The organism is Solibacillus sp. iso_87, from assembly GCF_056173085.1.
Genome location: NZ_CM149656.1, coordinates 3,758,162 through 3,775,583, shown reverse-complemented (window position 1 = coordinate 3,775,583; position 17,422 = coordinate 3,758,162). Strand labels below are relative to the sequence as shown.

The window sequence follows — 17,422 nt, the reverse complement described above, 5'->3', positions numbered from 1 at the left end:
ATCAGTGGGAATGACAACGTTACTGCTGTTACAAACTTCATCTCCCCAATCAAAACGGGATGTTTTTCTTATGGGGAGAAATTCACATATGTAAGGCAATAGCTGCACTATTTTTAAGAAAAAATTTTTTCTGTGAAGCGCTTACAATGGTAGCGTAGGATTGACGGTGAAATTGTTTATGTGTATGATGTAAATGCTCAGCAAAAGGAAATCGTTGAGCTGCGCAAAAGGGGAGAAAATCGCGCATACAAAATCGGAAAACAATTATAGCGCCAGAACTAAGGAAATCGAGCGGACATAATCCTTAGTTGACGAGGTGGAGGTTTATCGAAATTTCGGCGGATGCCTCCCGATCGCACATGCCCGGTTGTAACTTTCGTTTTAAAACAGAGAAGTGATTTTCTGGACAGAAAAGCGAAACGGCATACAATTAAAAATAATATTTAGCTACATTACCTTTTTCAAAAAAGAGCAGGAATGTTAACGATGCGTGCTAGCTTTGTTAAACGAGAGCAAACATCACCTTCGAATTAACTTCTAAAGCGCACTAGGCAAAAAAGGGTAGATTTCGTAGTCTACTTTTGTGTTGCCAAAATGTGCTTTGATGTAGCAATTACATTGGAGGAAACGGATTATGTGTGGAATTGTAGGATATAACGGCGTATTGGACGCTAAAGAGATTTTATTAAAAGGTTTAGAGAAACTTGAGTACCGTGGCTATGATTCTGCAGGGATTGCTGTACACAATGAAGAAGGCATAACGGTATTCAAAGAAAAAGGACGTATTGCAGATTTACGTAAAGCAGTTGATGGCGATGTAGAAGCAGCTGTTGGGATTGGTCATACACGTTGGGCAACTCACGGTGTACCAAACCGCTTAAATGCACACCCTCATACAAGTGCTTCAGGCCGTTATACGCTTGTACACAACGGGGTTATCGAAAACTATCACTTATTACAAAAAGCTTATCTTAAAGGGATTCAGATGAACTCGGATACTGATACAGAAGTTATCGTACAGTTAATCGATTTATTTGCGAAAGAAGGCTTATCTACTTTAGAAGCATTCCGTAAAACATTATCATTAGTGCACGGATCTTATGCATTAGCGCTTTTAGATAATGAAGATGTGGAAACAATTTACGTAGCGAAAAACAAATCACCGTTATTAGTAGGTGTGGGTGAAGACTTCAACGTTATCGCTTCAGACGCAATGGCGATGCTGCAAGTAACTGACCAGTTTATCGAATTGCACGATAAAGAAGTTGTAATCGTTCGTAAAGATAAAGTTGAAATTACAACATTAAATGGCCGCGTTGTTGAGCGCGCACCATATACAGCACAATTGGATGCTTCTGATATCGAAAAGGGAACATATCCTCACTATATGTTAAAAGAAATGGATGAACAGCCAACTGTTATCCGTAAAATTATTCAAGCATATGAACAGGGCGAAGATGTTACGGTTGATGCAGATATTCTAAAAGCTTTATCTGAAGCTGATCGTCTATATATTATTGCGGCAGGTACGAGTTACCATGCCGGCTTAATCGGAAAACAGTATTTCGAAAAAATCGCTGGTATTCCAGTTGAAGTACACATTTCAAGCGAGTTTGGCTATAATATGCCATTACTATCGAAGAAACCTTTATTTATCTTCATTTCACAATCAGGTGAAACAGCGGATAGCCGTCAAGTATTAGTAAAAATCAAAGAGCTTGGCTACAAAGCGTTAACTATAACAAACGTACAAGGTTCAACTCTTTCACGTGAAGCTGATTACACATTACTATTACATGCAGGACCAGAAATCGCTGTAGCATCTACGAAAGCATATGTTGCTCAAGTAGCTGTTTTAGCAGTAGCTGCCTATGCAGTTGCAAAAGAATTAGGTGTGGAACTGGACTTTGATTTAAAGCAGGAGCTGGCGATCGTTGCAAACGGCATTCAGACAATTATCGACTCTAAGGATGAAATGGAGCAGATTGCCGAAGATTATTTAAAAATCGCGCGCAATGCGTTCTTCATCGGTCGTAATATGGACTTCTGTGTTTCATTGGAAGGGGCATTAAAACTTAAAGAGATCTCATACATTCAGGCAGAAGGTTTTGCCGGTGGTGAGTTAAAACACGGTACGATTGCATTAATCGAAGAAGGTACACCAGTCTTCGCTTTAGCAACACAAAAAAGTGTGGCGCTCAACATTCGCGGTAACGTGAAAGAAGTAGTGGCGCGCGGTGCCAACGCATGCATTATTGCAATGGAAGGCATGGAAGAAGAGGGCGACCGTTTAGTTATCCCTTCAGTACATGAACTATTAACACCACTTGTATCTGTTGTACCATTACAATTAATTAGCTACTATGCTGCACTTCATCGTCGTTGTGACGTTGATAAACCTCGTAACCTGGCAAAATCAGTTACAGTTGAATAGGATTGAATATAAAAACCGTTCGCTGTTGTTAAGTTACAAAAAAGATATACACTGAACAAAAAAGTCGTACACTGGACAAAAAAGGTGTACACTAGACAAAAAAGTTGTACACTGAATAAAATGTCTAAAAACGTAATTAAAAGGTAAAACCTACCTTTTAATTACGCTTTTTTTATTAGATCAAAAGGGGGTTATGGAATGGTAAAGCGGAAAAATAATTGGAGCGAGTCAAAAATAAAAAGGTATATAAAAGAAGGTAGAGGCCAAGGGGAGCTTTCGGAATACATACCCTGGATAAAAATTCAAGACTTTTCAAGTAATGGAAATGTAACGCGGTATTGGGGATATAAAACAAGAAGGCAACATGAATTTTTGTCAAATATAGAAAGAGATTATTTTCTTTTATTGGAACGGGAAGACAGCGTTTTCGATATTAGAGAACAATATCCCTTAGACAGAACAATGACAGTAAAAATTGCAGAAGAGAAAAAAATAGACCATTCAATAGATAATCAAACAGAAGTATATATTCCAATGACAACAGATTTTCTTATAACTTTAAAGGTAAATAATCAGTTAACTTATTTGGCGAGAACAGTTAAACCTGCTATAGAATTAGAAGATCCTCGGGTTATTCAAAAATTTGAAATTGAACGAGAGTATTGGGAGCGAAAAGGAATAGACTGGGGAATAGTAACGGAAAAAGACATTACTAAAAACATGGCACTAAATATAGCTTGGGCAAACAAATATTATTATTTAGAGGATTTAGAAGAAAAGAGTTATGCAAAGTTGTTATTAGAATTATTTAAAAATTCAAAAGAGAATAGCAACTTGCAAATAATATGTGATCAATTTGATAAGGATTATAATTTAGAAATTGGTTCTGCCCTCACATATCTCAGGCATTTTATTGCGAGAAAATTAATCAATTTAAACTTAGAAGAAAGAGTTATAGTAGCTAAATTAACATTAAATGATATTGAGATATATGAGTTTGAGGAGGGTAAAATTGATTACATTAGCAGTTAATGAACTAATACAAGATGTTGAAACAAAAATAACTTTTAGACTTCTTTGGATTGATGAGGGTAATATAATTGCTTATTTAATTGATATAAAAAGTGAAAAAGCAATACCCTTTAACATGAGTATAAAAGAAATCATTCAAGGGTTAAATGAAGGTACTTACATTAAATTAGAGGGCGTAAATTCGAATTTAGCATTTATAAATATTGATATATCTGAAAAGATGTTAACACATAGAGATAAAGCATGGGGTATTATAAAAAACTTAATAAAAGATGAACCTGCAATCTATATAAATAGAGAGCGAGGACCACTTATTAAAAAGCTTGTCGAAGACAATATTTGCAGCAATAAGACGGCTTATAAATATTTAAGAAGGTATTGGCAAAAGGGAATGACTATTAACAGTCTTATACCCGAATATTCAAATTCAGGTGGTAAAAATAAAAGTAAACAATATAAAGACTCTAAAAACGGACGCAGAAGAAAAAATAATAGCATAGGAATTATCGTTTCAGAGGAAATAAAAGATATATTCAAAAAAACTATAAAAAAATATTATTTTAATGATAAAAAAAACTCCTTAACTTTCGCGTATAAAATGATGATAAAAGAGCATTTTGCCTTTGAAGTTCGTTATGAAAATGGAGTAAAGCATATTGTTATACTAGATGAAAATAGCATACCCACAATAAGACAATTCAGATATTGGTTCAAAAATGAATATAGTATTGAGCAATCCATAAAAAGTAGGCAAGGAATTAAGAAGTTTGAAAGGGATAACAGAGCAATTTTAGGTTCATCATCATTTGAAACAATGGGACCGGGTTCAAGGTACCAAATTGATGCAACAACTGCAAATGTATATCTTATTTCTAGTTATAACTCCGACTGGATTATCGGAAGACCTATTATTTACTTTGTAGTAGATGTTTTTACACATATGATTACAGGAGTATATATTGGTCTAGAGGGACCATCTTGGGCAGGAATGATGATGGCTATTGCGAATGCTGTATCTGACAAAAAAGAATTTTGTAGCCAAAATGGAATTGAAATATCTAATGAGTGGTGGCCGTCCGCACATTTACCAGAGATAATTTTAGGCGATAGAGGTGAATTAGAAGGATATAATATTAATTCATTAATAAGCGGCCTAAATGTATCAATTGAAAATACACCATCATATCGCCCTGATTGGAAAGGGATAGTGGAAAAATTATTTGATAATTCGGATGTGAAGATTAAGCCTTTCTTACCCGGTTATATACAAACTGACTTTGGGGAAAGAGGGGCAAAAGATTATCGATTGCAAGCAAAATTGACACTTGAACAATACACAAAAATTATAATCAATTTTATTCTGTATTATAACCGTAACCATTACATGAAAGATTATCCAAGGGATGATGAAATGATAGAAGCGAATGTCAAACCGAAACCAATTGACCTTTGGAATTGGGGGATTAAGAATAGAGCTGGAAAGTTAAGAAAAGTTGATTCTAATACAATTAAATTTTACTTGTTACCTAAAGATAAAGCTACCATTACTCCGAAAGGGATAAAATTCAAGGGAATGCTATATAGTTCTGAAACAGCTATAGGAGAAGCATGGTTTGTAAAAGCTAGAAGTTATAAAACATGGAAGGTGGATGTTTCCTATGATCCCCGAAATATGAATACTATCTACCTTCATACAAAAGATGAAAAAATATTTGAACCGTGCTCACTTTTAGACCATCAGGAAAGGTATAAAGATAAAATTATAGAAGATATTGATGAATTAATAAAAAGAGAAAAAGAAAACTTAGAAAGCAATGGACATACTCAATTACAAGAAGAAATAAACCTCTTTAGCAGTATAGAATCAATAATCAAGGAGTCAATACAAACGGCAAATAAAACGCAAACTAAACAAATTAGCAAGTCGAAAAAGACAGGAGATATTCGTGTAAATAGACATTTTGAGAAATCTCAACAACGAAAAAAAGAAGCATTTAATTTAAGTAAACAAGAAAAAAGTAATAAAGGAGATATCGAGGATATTATTGAGTTTGAAAAAAAGACAGACAATGGAGTGGAAACAAAAGTTCCTTCGATTAAAGAATTATTTAATCAGAGAAGACAAAAAAATAAACATTAAAAAAGGGAGAAATGATGGAAAAGGCAAAAGTAATCTTGTTAGAGAATGGAACAGAAATTCCTATTGCGACTTACAGAGATCAAGGAATAATAGATTATAATGGGAATCCTCTTATTGAGGCATTACCTACAATTTTATCGCGTGAAGAATCGTTTGATCAATTATATTTTCTACCACCTTATCTTGAGAGTGAAAGAAATCTATCTGCAACACATCGTTACCACGCACTCATAAGGTTGACTCAATTTTTCCAACCGATAAATCAGACGATAACTTTAGAACAGAAATTTTCCAGATTTCTTAGACATGGCTATACAAATAGAAATCCTTTAAAAAAGCAACATGTACAAATGCTTAATGAATTACACGGTAAACTTTTAACAAATGAAGAGCTTGAAATATCAACTGATATGAGGTCGTCAGCATCGAGTTTCACCCTAATGGGGTTTCCTGGGATAGGGAAAACTTCTGCTATCGAACGTATTTTATCGTTATATCCACAAGTAATTTTGCATCAACATCCCTTAAATACGATACAAATTGTTTGGCTAAAATTAAACTGCCCTCATGATGGAAATATTAAGACACTTTGTATAAATTTCTTCCAAGAAATAGATACATTGATTGGTACCAATTATTATGACAAATACGGAAAAAACAGAAATTCAATAAGCTCTATGGTTATAAGAATGGCACAAATTTCTAGAATACATGCCATAGGAGTACTTATCATTGATGAAATTCAACATTTACTAACGGCAAAAGGAAATGCTTCAGAGACAATGTTAAATTTCTTCGTCACGTTAGTAAATGAAATTGGTATCCCGGTTATGTTTATTGGGACAATGAAGGCAAGAGCGTTATTACAAAAAGATTTTAGACAAGCACGTAGAAGTAGTGGACAAGGCGATATGGTGTGGCAACAGATGGAAAATGATGATGACTGGGAAGTACTAATTACTTCAATGTGGGATTATCAATGGACTATTCATCCAATAGAACTTAACCGAGAAATGATTGATACTATTTATTATGAAAGCCAAGGAATTATTGATGTTGCCGTCAAAATTTTTATTCTTGCTCAATCTAGGGCAATTGAAACAGGAATCGAAAAAGTAACACCAGCTTTAATAAAGAAGGTTGTAAAAGAAGATTTACAATTAATGCGTACCTCATTAGATGCTCTTAAATCTGGAAATCCAAGAGCAATAGCAAATTTTGAGGATATTATCCCTTTAGATATTGAAGAATATCTTCTAAACCGAGTACCTGCAATTGATATAAAAGAGCAGGCGAAGTTAAAAAAAGAGAAGTTAAGACAATCGGAGTTCATAACAGAAGTATCTCTTACAGAAAAATTAGTTATATCGTTAATGAACTTGGAGGTTGATGAGAAGGTAGCAGAAAAGACTGCGAAATATGTAATAAATAAGGCCCCTAATTCAAGTATGAAGGAGTTAATGACGGCTTCACTTCAATATATAGAGGATCAACCAAAGAAACGATCTTTTAAGAAGGAAACGTCTACTACTAATAAACTACAATTAATTATTAATAATGGGAAAAAGAATAAAAAATCCGCTTATGAGGCATTAATGGAAGAGGGATATATAAAAAGTCCCTTAGATGAATTTATGCTATAGGGGGAATACATGTGATACCTTTCTTTCCAATGTTCTATAAGGATGAGTTAATTTATAGTGTAATTAGTAGGTACCATCATCATTCAGGAAACGTATCAATTACTCAGACTACAAAGGATTTATTTGGAAAGAAAAAGTATATAATTCCAGATTTAACTACAGATTTAGAACTATTATTTGAAAATGCCCGCAATTTTACATTAGAAAGTATTAATGAGTGGATAAATAATCATACGCTTTACAATTATTATACAAATTTCAATACAGATGCTGTGAAAGCTACAATAAAGAAATATATGATAAAGGGTAATGGAGAAAATAAATTACATTACTTAACTGGACAAGTAGCGAGTACAGTAAAAGAACCAATGTATTTTAAATATTGCCAGAAGTGTTGGCAAGAAGACACCGATAAATACGGCGAAACTTATTGGAGAACGTATCATCAGCTACCTAGTGTGTTTGTATGTCTCGAACATATGTCTTTCCTAGAAGAGAGTACGGAGTATTTCAGACAAATAAATACCCAACTTACTAATACAAATATTAATGTTTGTGCTTTAAAAGAGGAGAATATAGAAAAAATTTCAAAAATAAATACCTATTTTTTATTTTCTCTAGCAAGGGAAAGTTATAAAATTACAATTAAAAATTATAATTTTTGCCCAGATAATTTATCTGCTATTTACCGCTCTATTTTAAGAGAGAAAGGATATATCAATGCAAATGGTAACATCAACCAAATAAAACTAAAAGAAGATTTTATAAAGTTTTATGGTGTAGGCTTTTTGGAATTAATGCAATCCTTACCTAGTGGTGTAGATGGAGAATGTTGGTTAAGAGCGATAACTAGAAAGCAGAGGAAATCTTTTCACCCCGTTAGACATTTATTAATTATTCATTTTTTTGGGGAATCTGTAGACACAATTTATGAACATCATAATACTGCATATAATCCATTTGGTATAGGGCCGTTCCTCTGTTTAAATGCTGCTGCAGAACACTACCTAGAGCCTGTAATTACAGATTTAAAGGTAACAACATGTCGTGATACGAAGAAGCCTGTTGGAACTTTTCATTGTCTATGTGGGTTTGTATATTCTAGGAGGGGGCCTGATGTCACAACAGAAGATAACTTAAAAATTGGACGAATAAAAGAGTTTGGGGATACATGGTTTGAAAAGCTTAATCATTTGATTAATCAAGAAAAATTAAGTTACAGGGCTTGCGCAAGAGTATTAAAAGTGGATACAAATACAGTCATTAAATATGCGAAGAGTAAAGAAAAAGCAGAAATAAAGGTTAATCAAGAAAAAGATGATATTAAGAACCTTTGGCTAGAATTGAGAAATAAATTTCCGGATTATTCAAGAGCACAATTAAGAAAAATTAACCCATCACTTTATATGAGACTTTATCGCTTTGATAAAGACTGGCTGTTAGAAAATTCACCTGCAAAAGTTAAGCAAGAAAATAATCTAGCTAGAATTAACTGGCACGAAAGAGATCTCCAAATATTAAAAGAAGTTAAATTTGCAGTTGCTGAATTAAGAAACAGTCAAAAACCTGTAAGGTTAACTCTAAGTAAAATAGGAATGACAATAAGACACTTATCCTTATTAGAAAAGAAGTTACATAAGCTGCCGCTAACTAAGGAATATATAGATGATGTAAGTGAAACAATAGAAGAATTTCAGAAGAGACGAATAAAATGGTCCATAGACCAACTAGATTTAGAAGATCTATCGCTATGGAGAATCAGACGAGAAGCTGGAATAAAAGCATCTTTTTACTCTAAATTAGATCCTGAAATTAGTCTTAATATAGAAACGAAATTGTCTAATTCAGTAGGGTTACGTGAATTGTCAATCCGGAAATCCTCGAATAATCATCGGAGAACATAATGTATAAATGATTAAAATAAGTCAACCCATTGAGGTTGGCTTATTTTAATCATGCTATTTTATCAATTACCAATGGTACATTAATTGTTAGGCTAGGGTGATTGAAATCACCATCAATGTAATTTCAACATCTTCAAGCTTTTCCAATTCTAAAATCGTATTAATGGCTGAGTGCCCACCTCCGATAACGGCGATACGTTTGCCTATATAGCGTTCTTTTAATGTTTCAATATTTGGAATACCGTAAAAGATCTTGTCAGCAAGCTTTTGTTCAGCTGATGTTCAAACATTATCTGCATGAACAGGATTCGGTGTAGCCCATGTTCCCGTTGTGGTCTTTTAATAAAGATTGATAATTTATAATTAAGTTCGATTATTTATAATAAAGTTTGATAAAAACCTAAATGCTGGTTTCCTTATTCCACAATCGGGCCAGATTGTGGAGCAACATTTTTTCTGGGGGGGTGTTGAAAAAATGCAGATTTATAACGATAAGTGATTAGCTATACAAGTTTTTATGCAAATTAAAGAACAAGCACAGAAAGTATAAATGTTGCTGTATCAATCGTTTGCGCCATTTGTATAAAAAGCTGTATAAGCAATAGTCCTCGGAAAAAGGCACGAACGTTGATTTTACAACATTTGTGCCATTCTAGTGTCATCCCAAACTTTCATTTGGGAACGTTATTTTGTATTGTGTTTGTATAATTTAAACTAAAGCATTCCATTAGTCTAAAAAGCTACTTATTGTATGTTATCTTTTGGTTCATTTAGTAATAATGGCTTTTTACTTTGTCGATTTATTAAAAGAATTATCCCAGCTTGAATAGTCATCGATAAAACAAGAAGGATTAAATGTGTAAAACCATGACCAATCCATGAAAAAATATAGTAAAGTGGTGCTGATGAAAGGTACGAAATATATTGATTTTTAGTTAAAATAAAAATAATTGTTGAGATACAAGAAGTCACTAATAAAATCTCTAAAATAATTCTAGCAAATTTAAAATCAAAAGAATTCATGTAATAAAGTTCATTAAATAATTCCATTTTTATTCCCCCTGGTTTATTTTTTAAAGAACACCCTCTCTTTTTATGTAAATATATTTTAACATTTTTTAGGATAATGGTGAAAGGAAAGATAAACATTCCCAAAGCGTCCTTGAACTGCGAGCATATAAATTCTATGAATCGACGGAACGTTTGTTCTTTTGTATTGTTTAGTAATAATTATGTAGTATACTAGATAATTATATATGTTCCAAATAAAGGGTGTTGATATTTTGACTAATGAAGAGAATTTTAAAATTTTATCAATTGATGGGGGTGGCATAAAAGGTTTATATTCAGCAGTAATTTTAGCGGATTTTGAAGAAAAATATGGCAAGTTAAGTAATCATTTTAATTTAATCTGTGGCACTTCAACTGGAGGTATCATTGCATTAGCACTTGCAGCAGGAATTCCTGCTAAAGAAATCGTTAAATTGTATCAAATTAAAGGTGAAAAAATTTTTCCATATACTAATGGAATATTATATTTTTTACACAAGTTAAAACAAGGATTGTTACGCTCTAAATATAGAGAAGATAATTTAAAAGAAGCATTAGAATCTGTATTTGGAAAAAAAACAGTAGGTGAATGTGAAACAAATATATTGATTCCAACTGCAAATATAACTACAGGGATGCCATGTATTATTAAAAACAATCATAGTGAGGGGCTTACTCGTGATGATAAACATACATTAGTAGATGTCGCTCTAGCAACAACTGCAGCACCTACCTACTTTCCTATTCAAGAAATAAAATCAATGGGACATGATAACCAGTTTGCAGATGGTGGAATTTTTGCAAACAATCCATCATTACATGGTATACAGGAAGCATATAAATTTTTTATTAATAAAAATGACCGGCCGTTTAAAAAGTATAGTTTGTTGTCTGTTTCCACCTTACACCAAAACTTTTCTTTTGAAAAAAAGTTACGAGTACAAAGGAGATCTTTGTTTCAATGGAATGTAAAATTAATTTCATTAATGATGGATTTACAGTCTGTTTCTACTCATTACCATATAGAGTATCTAAATAGTACATTAAATGGGCATTATGTGAGGATTGAAAGTGAGCCTTTAGAGAAAAGGGAAAGTAAATTAGTTGATTTAGATAAAGCAGGAGAAAAATCAATTAATCTATTAATCAATAAAGGACATGAAGCAAGTGCTAAATGGATCGAAAGTGATAAAATAAAAGTTTTTTTTGAATAAATATATAGGGGATGGTAAAGAATGGCGAATTGTAATGATTTATTTTTAAAATTTAATGATGAAATTAAACTCAGTTCAAAAAAGAAGAAATCTTTACGTACATCGAGAAATTCAATTGGTAAAGATATTCAAAAATACTTTGATGAAATACTTAAAGTAAAGAAACCTAAATTTTGGGGACAAGGCTCGTATATGATGAATACAATCATTAAGCCTATTGAGGGTGAGTATGATATTGATAGTGGTGTTTACCTAATGCATTTATCAGATACAAATGAAGAAGATTGGCCAACGACAAGTACCGTGCATAGTTGGGTAAAAAAAGCGGTAGAAAACCGTACTTCAACACCACCTGCAGATAAAAATACATGCATACGTGTAATTTATAAAGATGATTATCATATAGATTTACCGATTTATATTAAACATAAGGATATGGATCACCCTAAATTAGCACATAAGTCGAAGGGATGGGTTGATAGTGATCCGAAAGAGTTAACAAATTGGTTTAGAGATGAAGTACAAGACAAGAGCGATCAATTGAAACGAATTGTTCGTTATTTCAAGGCGTGGAAAGATTTTAAGGCTAATGGAGATATATTCCCAAGTGGAATGGTTTTTACCATTCTTGCTGTTAATAATTATGTCGAAGGTTATGAAGAAGATGATGATTCTGCATTCATTGCAGTTGCAAAGGTAATCTATGAAACTTTAGAAGATAGTTTTACTTTAGAGAGACCCGTATTTCCAAATGAAGAATTATTGGGTGATTGGTCGGAATCTGCAAAAACAAAATTTATGACTAAATTGTCTTCATTAATTACAAACGGTCAGAAGGCTTTAGAGGAAGAAGACAAAGAAAAGGCGTCAGAAACTTGGATAAAAGTATTTGGAGATAGATTCCCAAAATACACATCACTAAAGGGAGAAAATAAAATGGATAGAGGTTATGCTTTACAAACGTCGGAACCACCTGTGCTGGGAAATTATGGGCGATCTTCATGATTTAAAAGCCATTTATGCAAGCCAAAGGGATATTGCGATAGATTATCTTCAACAACAATATGATGCAAGAATTCTAGTTTCTGAAAACATAGATAAATATCCTGTAACCTTGGCTATTGCAATCCCTCTAGAAATATTAACAATTGGCTTAATTGTTAACATTCCATTTAATTTTCCAGATACGTTCCCAAAAGTTAAATTAGACGAACAAACTTTTAAAAAAATCTTTCCTATTCCACATTTAGATAATTCTAAAACACTATGCTTATTTGATAATGTTGAAGCAAGTCCTAATCCCAAAAATCCACAGGGGCTTTTAGATGCTACATTAAACAGAGCAATAGAGGTTATAACAAATGGTATTTCTAAAAAAAATACTCACGATTTCATAGAAGAATTTGACGCATACTGGCTTCAAGAAAGTGGTAATGGCATATATCTTTCATTAGTGGAGCCAGCAAATGATATAAAAACAGTGTATTTATTATCATGTGAATTGAAAACACAGAAGAGAAGAGGTCTTTTTGCTGACAGAAAATCAGAAGCAATTACTTGGATTCAAAATATTGGAGCAGATTATAAAGAAGAAGATATAGTAGAAGTTTTGTATATACCACTACAAAAAGCTGTACCATACCCATTCCCAAAGTCAAATAAAGATATTTATAAATTATTGAAGGCTGAACAATCACTTGATATAGAAAGATTTTTTGAATATCTAAATCAAAGACCAAGACCGTCTAAAGTATTGTTTTCTATTGAAAAAAACGGTGATTATATGTGGGGGATTTGGGAACATGACGAACTATTTAAAGAAAATACTTCTGTATACAAAGGAAAAAAAAGGAGACAAAAAAGTCTTAAAGGTTTTAGAAAAAAGACACGTAATAGCAAGGTTGAGTTAATACGGGATTTCTCCAATCAAGAAATAAATAAGTATTATGTTGAAGATATTAGATCTAGAAGGTTAAAGGTAAGAGGTGGAGACGGTAACTTGTCTAATATTGATAAGAAAGTTGCTGTTATAGGTTGTGGTTCTGTTGGGAGTCATTTAGTCCAAGGATTATTTGATATCGGAATCGAGCATGTTCTTCTAATAGATCCCGACACTTTAAGTTTTGAAAATATTAATCGTCATGTTTGCGGTGCTACGAATGTAGGGATTAAAAAGGCGTCTGCTTTGAAGAATCAATTACGTGGTCATTATCCAACAAGTCAAATACATGTTTGTAATGAAGATGTTTTAAGATTTTTAACTTTATATCCAGAGGGTTTAAATTCATATGACTTTATAATTTCTGCTAATAGTAATACACCGGTTGAGCAGCGTCTGAATGAAATGCAACTAAAGGGTACAATTACTCCGCCAATATTAAATGTATGGGTAGAACCATATTTAGCAGCAGGACATGCTCTATGGGTAGATTCCATTAATCCAATAAATATTAATCAACTTTTTTATCAAGGGAAATATAAATATCAGGTTCTTAGAGATAGCAATCAATATACTAAGAGAGAATTAGGCTGTAGTACTTCGTTTGTTCCGTACGGAGTTTTGGAATTGAAAAAATTCACAACAGATGTAGTGTTATTTATTTGTCAGCAATGGGAAAAAGACATAAGAAATAATATTGCGTTTACTTGGTTAGGGAATTTAAAAGAGCAACGAAAAAATGCTAGATATTTAGAGCCTCGTTGGGTTGGAGCAAATGATTTTTCAACAAGAATCATTTCTTTAAAAAATGAAGAAGAAAGTAGAAAGTTCATATGATATTTAAATATGGCGATAAATCTGTTGTATTTACATCAGAAGTAGTGTCACTTTTTGAAAGATATAAGCAAATTGAGAAAAAGCAACATGAATCTGGTGGAATCTTATTAGGGAAGATTTATAACAATCTGATTATTATTGACCAAATTTCAGAACCGTCAAATGAAGATAAATCGGGGAAATATTATTTCGAAAGAAGTGTTAAGAAAGCCCAAAAAATTGTAGAAAAAGCGTGGAAAGAATCTAATGGAGAACGAATTTACTTAGGAGAGTGGCATACACACCCTGAAGACATTCCAATGCCTTCTAGGGACGATAAAAAGTTAATTGAAAATATGTTAAAACATTCTCGTATGGAAATTGATTTTCTATTTATGGTGATTATAGGGCGGGTTAGTCCCTACGTTGCTACTCATAGTAAAGGAAAGAAACATATAGATGTATTAGAAAGAATAAACGTAGAGAGCGGTTTGCATATTATTTTTTATAAAAATCAAAATGGACAGATTTATGGTTTTCAAGCAGGTGGTTATTTGAATTTTGCACCAAACGGCTACGATATTTATAATGCTGCTTTTGCACAAACTTTTTTAGGTACAATCAATTCTATACATCACCTTACAGATGTAAAAAATTATATTTTTGAAAAAGAAACTGCGTTTATAAGATATATTATTCCAGAGAGTGAACATGTAGATGTAAAAGTAAAAACTTTATTAGATGCCATGGAAGTGCAAATAATAATGTTAATACAAGAAATGCAGAGTAAAGGGCTAGAAAAGCATGTTCAGTTAGAGATTAAAATAAACTTGTAAATGTCGTTGGTGGCGGGAGTCTTAAAAGGACTCCTGCTTTTTTTACATAGATTAAAATCAATTTTATAGCAATACGGTAGAGCTGATAAATATCGTTTGCATTCATCTTTATCTCCCGGAACCACAATAGAATTAGCTAAATGTAGATATGTAGATAAGTAGTTAATAGCAAATAAGTTATTTGCTACTGGAGGACTGTAGACAATCCATTCAAGGTGTTGTTTCAAGAAGAAATTTAGGCAGAATGTGTCCCAAAACTTGACGTTGCTTCAAATGTTCCAAACAGCGATTTAGGAAGACTCCTTAAGCAGCAGTAAAACACATAGAGAAATTCCTTTGTATGATATTAATTAGATGTGTTTATCAATTATGATGCAGTTCAGTTTAGGAATGTTTATAAAAAGACAGGAAAAAATATACTCCATTAAATGATATAATAGGTAAATAAAGTATTTTTATTGAGGGTAATGGTAATTGGAGGTATATTTATATTAATTGTTCTACTTTAAATTGTAATATTCTTTATTTCTTTTGTTTTAGGGAAAGGTCAAGGTGGATTTATGAGTAAGATGCTAAAAATTATAGGGTCCATAGCAGTTATTAATATATTGGCTAGGTTACTTGGATATTATAGGGAGATAATAATAACCAATCAATATGGTGCAACGGCTACAGCCGATGCCATTGCAACAGCATATGCAATTCCGAATTTCGTTTATTTAGTTGTTGGTGGTGGATTGACGACGGCATTCATATCTGTTTATCATTCAACTAAATTAGATAAAGATTTGTATGTTCGTAAGTCGCTTGCAACCGTTCTTGTCACAGCAGTTTCGATAACTGTAATACTAATTATTTTTACAGAACCAACTTTGAGATTATTCTTCAACAGCCCGAGTGCTGAAGAGTTTGCATTGGTACGTAATCTATATCTTTGGATGATGCCTTCATCACTCTTTCTGGTCCTAGCGACATGGATGAGTGGATTGCTTAATGTAAATGGTAAATACTATTTGTCGAGTGTAGCAGTTTTTCTTTATAATGCAGGATTTCTCGGATTAGCTGTTTTATTAACCAGTAGTTTCGGACCTGAATCTTATGGTATTGGTGCATTGTTTGGTGCATTGTTAATGGGAGGGTTTCTTTTTGCGGGTCTTCAAAAATCGAAAAACTACTCGTTTATACCCTCTTTTGGTATGTCTAATGATATTAAAAAGTTATGGGTGATAGCTTTGCCGATATTATTCGGAGGAGCTTCCTTACAATTCTATATTCTCATTCATAGAATTGTATCTGGTCAGTTTGAAGAAGGAGTAACTACTGCGGTAAATATAGCTTCAAAAACGACTGGCCTTCCACAAGCAATCTTGATGACCGCAGTGACAACAGTGATTTATCCCCTACTAAGTAAAAAAGAGGAAGAGGGAGACACGGAGACTATTCGTTTACTCTATAAAAAAGGAATGCTTTACCTAGCCGGATTACTCTTTCCTGCAACGGTAGTCGCTTATTTCTTAGCAGAACCCATCGTAAGTCTTATTTTCGAAAGTGAGAAATTTACAAGGGAGTCGGTATTACTAACGGTACCGATATTTCGTGCATTCTCACTTTCAATGTTTTTTCTCGCAGCAAATACATATATAACGCGGTTCTATTATGCAAAGGGCAATTCGATAGTACCGGTAATATTTAGTATAATTAGCGTTTTAGGAATTAATATAGGAGTTATTTATTTGATGATAGAATCATATGGTGCGACATCGATTGCTTATGGTACAGTTATTAGCGCTACGGCAAACTTCGTAATGCTCGTTATTTATGCGAGGATTAGATGGAAATTTTAAATTTGCTAACTTTTAGAAATAAAAAGTTAAAGGTGTAAAAAAATTCGATTTATAATGCTAAACCTTTTTGTAGATAGTTTATTAAAGTTGTAGTTGTTTCTAACGCTACGAAGATTTCGGTAACGTGCCGGAGTCAGCTCTTGTAAATCTGCTAAAGTTATTTCTTCGTACGGGGCTCAGAAATATTCACAGTCTCTTTACCTTTAATCGATTGATTTAATAATGAAACGACATATAAATCTGTATTTTATTCTATTTAATTTCTAGATACTAATCAAATTTCTTTAGGTAGAGAAATTTAAATTTTAGAATGGATTAAGCTTTTTTACGCCAATTTTTAAAATAGTATAAAAAAATACAATTATTTTTACAATTCATTACCATTATATAGTATAATATGGATATACTGGTAATTGAGGAGGTGAAAATAAGATGTTAAAAGGTTTCATGGCTAGTTTAGGTATTGTTCAACCACAAGCAGATACATTTTGTGGTTATACTTGTGAATTAAACTGGAGTATTTGTTTTTTCCAAGATCGAGTTAGGCACTCTAAATACGCTATTTGTCGC

Annotated in this window: 11 protein-coding genes; 10 read left to right on the top strand and 1 reads right to left on the bottom strand. The window is 32.7% G+C overall.

The genetic code is table 11. The features are described 5' to 3' along the window. Positions 1-634: 634 nt before the first annotated feature. The 5 genes from glmS (at position 635) to AC0VXV_RS19245 (ending at position 9,153) form a co-directional block, all read left to right on the top strand. Entirely contained in the window at positions 635-2,434 is a 1,800-nt protein-coding gene (gene glmS / locus AC0VXV_RS19265) for a glutamine--fructose-6-phosphate transaminase (isomerizing) (protein WP_475529735.1), read from the top strand. A gap of 198 nt (positions 2,435-2,632) precedes the next feature. After that, positions 2,633-3,466 carry a TnsA endonuclease N-terminal domain-containing protein gene (locus tag AC0VXV_RS19260; RefSeq protein WP_475529734.1) on the top strand — a complete coding sequence of 278 codons (834 nt, stop codon included), beginning with the start codon at positions 2,633-2,635 and terminating at the stop codon, positions 3,464-3,466. Next, positions 3,447-5,606: a Mu transposase C-terminal domain-containing protein gene (locus AC0VXV_RS19255; protein WP_475529733.1), complete on the top strand. Its 2,160-nt coding sequence runs from the start codon at positions 3,447-3,449 to the stop codon at positions 5,604-5,606. Before AC0VXV_RS19260 ends, AC0VXV_RS19255 begins: the two co-directional genes overlap by 20 nt. Before the next feature lie 11 nt (positions 5,607-5,617). Beyond that, positions 5,618-7,249, top strand: coding sequence for an ATP-binding protein (locus tag AC0VXV_RS19250; protein ID WP_475529732.1), 1,632 nt, complete (start codon positions 5,618-5,620; stop codon positions 7,247-7,249). A gap of 11 nt (positions 7,250-7,260) precedes the next feature. After that, on the top strand, positions 7,261-9,153 hold the full coding sequence (locus tag AC0VXV_RS19245; RefSeq protein WP_475529731.1) for a TnsD family transposase: 1,893 nt from the start codon (positions 7,261-7,263) through the stop codon (positions 9,151-9,153). Positions 9,154-9,897: 744 nt separating this feature from the next. On the opposite strand, the gene AC0VXV_RS19240 is transcribed toward AC0VXV_RS19245, so the two are convergent. Next, positions 9,898-10,203, bottom strand: coding sequence for a hypothetical protein (locus AC0VXV_RS19240; protein WP_475529730.1), 306 nt, complete (start codon positions 10,201-10,203; stop codon positions 9,898-9,900). A gap of 233 nt (positions 10,204-10,436) precedes the next feature. Between AC0VXV_RS19240 and AC0VXV_RS19235 the strand changes: the two genes are divergently transcribed. The 5 genes from AC0VXV_RS19235 to murJ all read left to right on the top strand — a co-directional run bounded on the left by AC0VXV_RS19235 (position 10,437) and on the right by murJ (position 16,852). Beyond that, complete coding sequence (locus tag AC0VXV_RS19235) at positions 10,437-11,417, top strand: CBASS cGAMP-activated phospholipase (RefSeq protein WP_475529729.1); 981 nt, start codon at positions 10,437-10,439, stop codon at positions 11,415-11,417. Between the two features lie 21 nt (positions 11,418-11,438). Next, on the top strand, positions 11,439-12,422 hold the full coding sequence (locus tag AC0VXV_RS19230; RefSeq protein WP_475529728.1) for a CBASS cGAMP synthase: 984 nt from the start codon (positions 11,439-11,441) through the stop codon (positions 12,420-12,422). Beyond that, a complete protein-coding gene (locus AC0VXV_RS19225; RefSeq protein ID WP_475529727.1) occupies positions 12,406-14,193 on the top strand; it encodes a ThiF family adenylyltransferase in 1,788 nt (595 codons plus the stop codon). Before AC0VXV_RS19230 ends, AC0VXV_RS19225 begins: the two co-directional genes overlap by 17 nt. Further along, positions 14,190-15,008 carry a ribosomal-processing cysteine protease Prp gene (locus AC0VXV_RS19220; RefSeq protein WP_475529726.1) on the top strand — a complete coding sequence of 273 codons (819 nt, stop codon included), beginning with the start codon at positions 14,190-14,192 and terminating at the stop codon, positions 15,006-15,008. The genes AC0VXV_RS19225 and AC0VXV_RS19220 overlap by 4 nt, the downstream gene beginning before the upstream one ends. 560 nt (positions 15,009-15,568) lie before the next feature. Next, a complete protein-coding gene (murJ, locus tag AC0VXV_RS19215; protein ID WP_475529725.1) occupies positions 15,569-16,852 on the top strand; it encodes a murein biosynthesis integral membrane protein MurJ in 1,284 nt (427 codons plus the stop codon). The last annotated feature ends 570 nt before the right edge of the window (positions 16,853-17,422 follow it).

What these genes read in the sequence shown, in the direction of transcription:
- AC0VXV_RS19260 (WP_475529734.1), top strand. Translation starts at nt 2,633, where the DNA reads ATGGTAAAGCGGAAAAATAATTGGAGCGAGTCAAAAATAAAAAGGTAT.
- AC0VXV_RS19250 (WP_475529732.1), top strand. Translation starts at nt 5,618, where the DNA reads ATGATGGAAAAGGCAAAAGTAATCTTGTTAGAGAATGGAACAGAAATT.
- murJ (WP_475529725.1), top strand. Translation starts at nt 15,569, where the DNA reads ATGAGTAAGATGCTAAAAATTATAGGGTCCATAGCAGTTATTAATATA.
- AC0VXV_RS19240 (WP_475529730.1), bottom strand. Translation starts at nt 10,203, where the DNA reads ATGGAATTATTTAATGAACTTTATTACATGAATTCTTTTGATTTTAAA.
- AC0VXV_RS19225 (WP_475529727.1), top strand. Translation starts at nt 12,406, where the DNA reads ATGGGCGATCTTCATGATTTAAAAGCCATTTATGCAAGCCAAAGGGAT.
- AC0VXV_RS19220 (WP_475529726.1), top strand. Translation starts at nt 14,190, where the DNA reads ATGATATTTAAATATGGCGATAAATCTGTTGTATTTACATCAGAAGTA.
- AC0VXV_RS19230 (WP_475529728.1), top strand. Translation starts at nt 11,439, where the DNA reads ATGGCGAATTGTAATGATTTATTTTTAAAATTTAATGATGAAATTAAA.
- glmS (WP_475529735.1), top strand. Translation starts at nt 635, where the DNA reads ATGTGTGGAATTGTAGGATATAACGGCGTATTGGACGCTAAAGAGATT.